Origin of the sequence: Streptomyces sp. (genome assembly GCF_031178505.1) — a bacterium.
Classification (GTDB): Bacteria; Actinomycetota; Actinomycetes; order Streptomycetales; family Streptomycetaceae; genus Streptomyces; species Streptomyces gulbargensis.
Window position 1 is genome coordinate 1 of the sequence record NZ_JAPSIW010000814.1, and the last position, 3,013, is coordinate 3,013.

Here is a 3,013-nt window from a genome sequence, read left to right on the forward strand (position 1 = left end):
TGGGTGGGACGCGGGAGGCGGAGGACGGCTCCGGGGGTGGTCCGTGCGGACCGGCCCGGGGGCCGGTCCTGGCCGGCGTCAGTCGCGTGCGGTACGCCGCGCCTCCGCGGCGGCGGTCTCCTCCGCGTCCTCGGTGTCGGGTTCCAGGAACTGGTTGACGACCTTGACGAAGACGCCGAGGCGCTCGTCGGGCACGCCCAGCCAGCGGGCGAAGTCCTCCATGGTCGGCTGCCAGTCGTTCGGCGGCAGGAGATCCGCGGCGAGCGGCAGCTCCTCGGGCGTCACGCGCCCGGACCGGATCAGCATGTCCCGCACGGAGACGCCGAGCAGCGGCGCGATGCGCCGCATGGTCTCCAGGTCGGGCATGCTCTGGCGCTGCAGCAGACGCGTCACGGCGGCGCGGTGCACCCCCGCCTCGTCCGCGATCCGGGACTTGCCGCCGCCGCGCGGGCTGTCGATGTCGTAACCGCGCCGTCTCATCAGGCCTTCGACCCAGCCTGCGAATTCGTCGAGCCCTTGAGTGCTCATGTTTTACCGCTCCCTCACTCCCCACCCTCCGGGCCCCTTACTTTAGCGTGCTTGCGCGCACGGAATTACGTGCTTTCGTGCACGCAATCGTGGCAATTCGATGTAGACCCCTCCATGAACCTAGTTGCGAGCTCGCACGCAACATGTCACGCTGGCTCGCCGCCGCACTCGTCGGCCCCCGAGACCAAGGGCCGCCCCGGCCCGCTGGACGCTCCGGTGGGCCTCGGACCGTGGAGAACCGTCTTGTTCCAGCCCGACCCAACCCCCTGGCAGGCCTCCGCCGCGTGCGCCGGCCTCTCCCCGTCCGTCGTCTTCGCCCGCCGCGCCAAGGAGGCGGCCCCCGCCCTGCGCGCCTGCGCCGACTGCCCGGTCCGCCGTGAGTGCGAGGCCGCGGTCGCCCCGGCCGAGAGCTATTTCGACGGCGTCTGCGCCGGCCGCCTCTGGCGCAACGGGCGCCCGGCGGACGCGCACCGCGTGGCGAAGGCGGTCGCGCTCGCCCTCCCGGGGGGAGGCCGCCGTGGCTGACCGCTTCGACCCCGCCGCCCCGGCCGCCGACACCCGTTCCGGCGCGGCCTCCGGTGCCGCTTCGGGCGCGGCGCACGGGTCCGCCGCCGAGGGTGTCCTGCGGGACATCACGCTCTGGACCGCCTCGCTCGTACGGCAGTTCCCCGAGCTCACCGAGGAGCTCACGCCCGGCCGCCCGGGCCCCGGCGGCGCCCCGCAGCACGCGCCGCGCCCCGGACGCGACGAGCTGATCCGCGAGGAGCGGCGCGAGGCGCTGCTCCTGGAACAGCGGCACGGGCTCGTCGTCCCGGGTCACGGCGCCGCTCCCGTCCGCCTGCACGTCTCGGACGCCATCCGCGACATCACCGACGGCGTGGTGGAGCTGGAGGAGGCGGTCTGCGCCCGCCTCACCCTCCCCCGCCCGCGCCGGGCCGGGGTGATCGACCGGCTGCGCCGGATCGTGGGGCTGCTCGACGACATCGCCGCCCACCCGGTGCTGGCCCGGCACGTCCGGGACGAGATCCGGCGGATGGCCCGCCGGTGCGCCCGCACGCTCGGTGACTCGGAGACGATCGTCCGGGTCCGGGGCCGCTGCCCCTGGTGCGACTCGGTCTCGCTGCGGGCCTTCCCGGACCGGCGGGCGGTGCTGTGCGTCAACCCGGCGTGCGTGTGCACGGACGCGGCCTGCGGCTGCCAGGACGACCCGGCGTACCGGCACCTGTGGGCGGAGGACCAGTGGCAGGAGCTCGCCGAGGCCTCGGGCGCCCGCCCCGGGGAGATCGCGGCGGCGATGGACGACACGAAGGAGACCTCATGCTGAGCTCGCCCCACCTGCCCGCCCTCCCCGCGCTGATCCCGGGCCCGCTCGCCGCCGAGGAGGCGGGGGTCGCCCCCGCGACGATCCGCAAGTGGGTGCAGCTGGGCCATCTGCGGGCCGCGGGCAAGGCGGGCCGGGCGCAGCTGTTCCGTCTGGAGGACGTGTTCGCGGCGGAGCGGGCGGCCCGCCGCCGGAGCCGTACCGCCTGACCCCTCTCGCCGACGAAGCGCCCCGCACCTCTCCTCCGGGAGGTGCGGGGCGCTTCGTCATGTCCCCAGGAAGGCGTGGAGCGAGCGGGCCAGGGTCTCGGCGAAGCGGGCGCGGACCGGCTCGGTGACGCGGTCGAGGGAGAGGTAGGGGTTGAGGTCCTCCAGCTCGACCAGGAGCAGCTCGCCCTCACGGGTCCGGCAGGCGTCGACCCGCTGGACGCCGTGGCGGAGGGTGTTCCAGTCGATGAAGCGGCGGGCGAAGGCGAGGTCGGCCGCGGTGGGCTCGTACGGCTCCAGGACCCAGCGCTGCTCGGGGTCCGGGGCGTACAGCGCGTACTGGAAGTGGTCGTCGACGAAGTAGAAGGACACCTCGTGGCGGAAGTCGACGCGCGGCTGGACGAGGAGGTCGCCGGCGGCGGCGAGGGCGGGGAGTTCCTCGTACGGGACGAAGCGCAGCCCCAGGGAGTCGGCGCCGGCCTTCGGTTTGACCACGTACTGCCCGGCGGCGGGGAGCAGGTGCAGGTCCTCGGGGCGGTCGACGGTGGGGATGACGGGGTGGCCGGCGGCGGTGAGGTCCAGGAGGTACTGCTTGCCCGCCATGTCGCCGCGGCCGTGGAGCGGGTTGTAGACGCGGGTGCCGAGGGCGGCGGCGCGCGAGCGGAAGGCCTCGTACTCCCGCTGGTGGTGGAGGACGGGGCCGCTGTTGCGGACGACGACCGCGTCGAAGGAGTCCATGAGGGCGGCGGCGTCGAGCGGGTGACAGAGGGCCAGGTCGAAGCCGGCGCGGCGCAGGCGGGCGGTGAGGTCGACGTCCTCGTCGCCGTAGCGGCGGCCGCGGGCGGGGTAGGCGAGGTCGGTGACGTAGAGGAGACGGGGACGGTGGGAGCCGGCGGGAGCGGGCCGTGCGGCGGGGGCCGGAGCGGGGCCGGAAGGGGGCGGATCGGCGGTCATGGGG

Annotated in this window: 5 protein-coding genes; 3 read left to right on the forward strand and 2 right to left on the reverse strand. The window is 75.1% G+C overall.

The genetic code is table 11. From position 1 onward, the window contains the following. Window positions 1-78: 78 nt before the first annotated feature. Complete coding sequence (locus RIF68_RS32780; protein ID WP_309055021.1) at window positions 79-528, reverse strand: helix-turn-helix transcriptional regulator; 450 nt, start codon at window positions 526-528, stop codon at window positions 79-81. 243 nt (window positions 529-771) lie between these two features. On the opposite strand from RIF68_RS32780, the gene RIF68_RS32785 reads away from it, so the two are divergent. From RIF68_RS32785 to RIF68_RS32795, 3 genes are read left to right on the forward strand one after another with little or no spacing between them, the layout of a single operon-like run. After that, window positions 772-1,053, forward strand: a complete 282-nt coding sequence (locus RIF68_RS32785; protein ID WP_309055023.1) for a WhiB family transcriptional regulator — start codon at window positions 772-774, stop codon at window positions 1,051-1,053. After that, entirely contained in the window at window positions 1,046-1,852 is an 807-nt protein-coding gene (locus RIF68_RS32790; protein ID WP_375165769.1) for a hypothetical protein, read from the forward strand. Before RIF68_RS32785 ends, RIF68_RS32790 begins: the two co-directional genes overlap by 8 nt. After that, on the forward strand, window positions 1,846-2,058 hold the full coding sequence (locus RIF68_RS32795) for a hypothetical protein (protein ID WP_309055025.1): 213 nt from the start codon (window positions 1,846-1,848) through the stop codon (window positions 2,056-2,058). The genes RIF68_RS32790 and RIF68_RS32795 overlap by 7 nt, the downstream gene beginning before the upstream one ends. 57 nt (window positions 2,059-2,115) lie before the next feature. Here RIF68_RS32795 and RIF68_RS32800 read toward each other — a convergent pair whose 3' ends face one another. Then, the gene (locus RIF68_RS32800; RefSeq protein WP_309055029.1) at window positions 2,116-3,009 is read right to left on the reverse strand and encodes a hypothetical protein; all 894 of its coding nucleotides are present in this window, start codon (window positions 3,007-3,009) and stop codon (window positions 2,116-2,118) included. Between the last annotated feature and the right edge of the window lie 4 nt (window positions 3,010-3,013).

Coding starts and splice junctions, on each gene's coding strand:
- RIF68_RS32800 (WP_309055029.1), bottom strand. CDS start 3,009: ATGACCGCCGATCCGCCCCCTTCCGGCCCCGCTCCGGCCCCCGCCGCA.
- RIF68_RS32795 (WP_309055025.1), top strand. CDS start 1,846: ATGCTGAGCTCGCCCCACCTGCCCGCCCTCCCCGCGCTGATCCCGGGC.
- RIF68_RS32780 (WP_309055021.1), bottom strand. CDS start 528: ATGAGCACTCAAGGGCTCGACGAATTCGCAGGCTGGGTCGAAGGCCTG.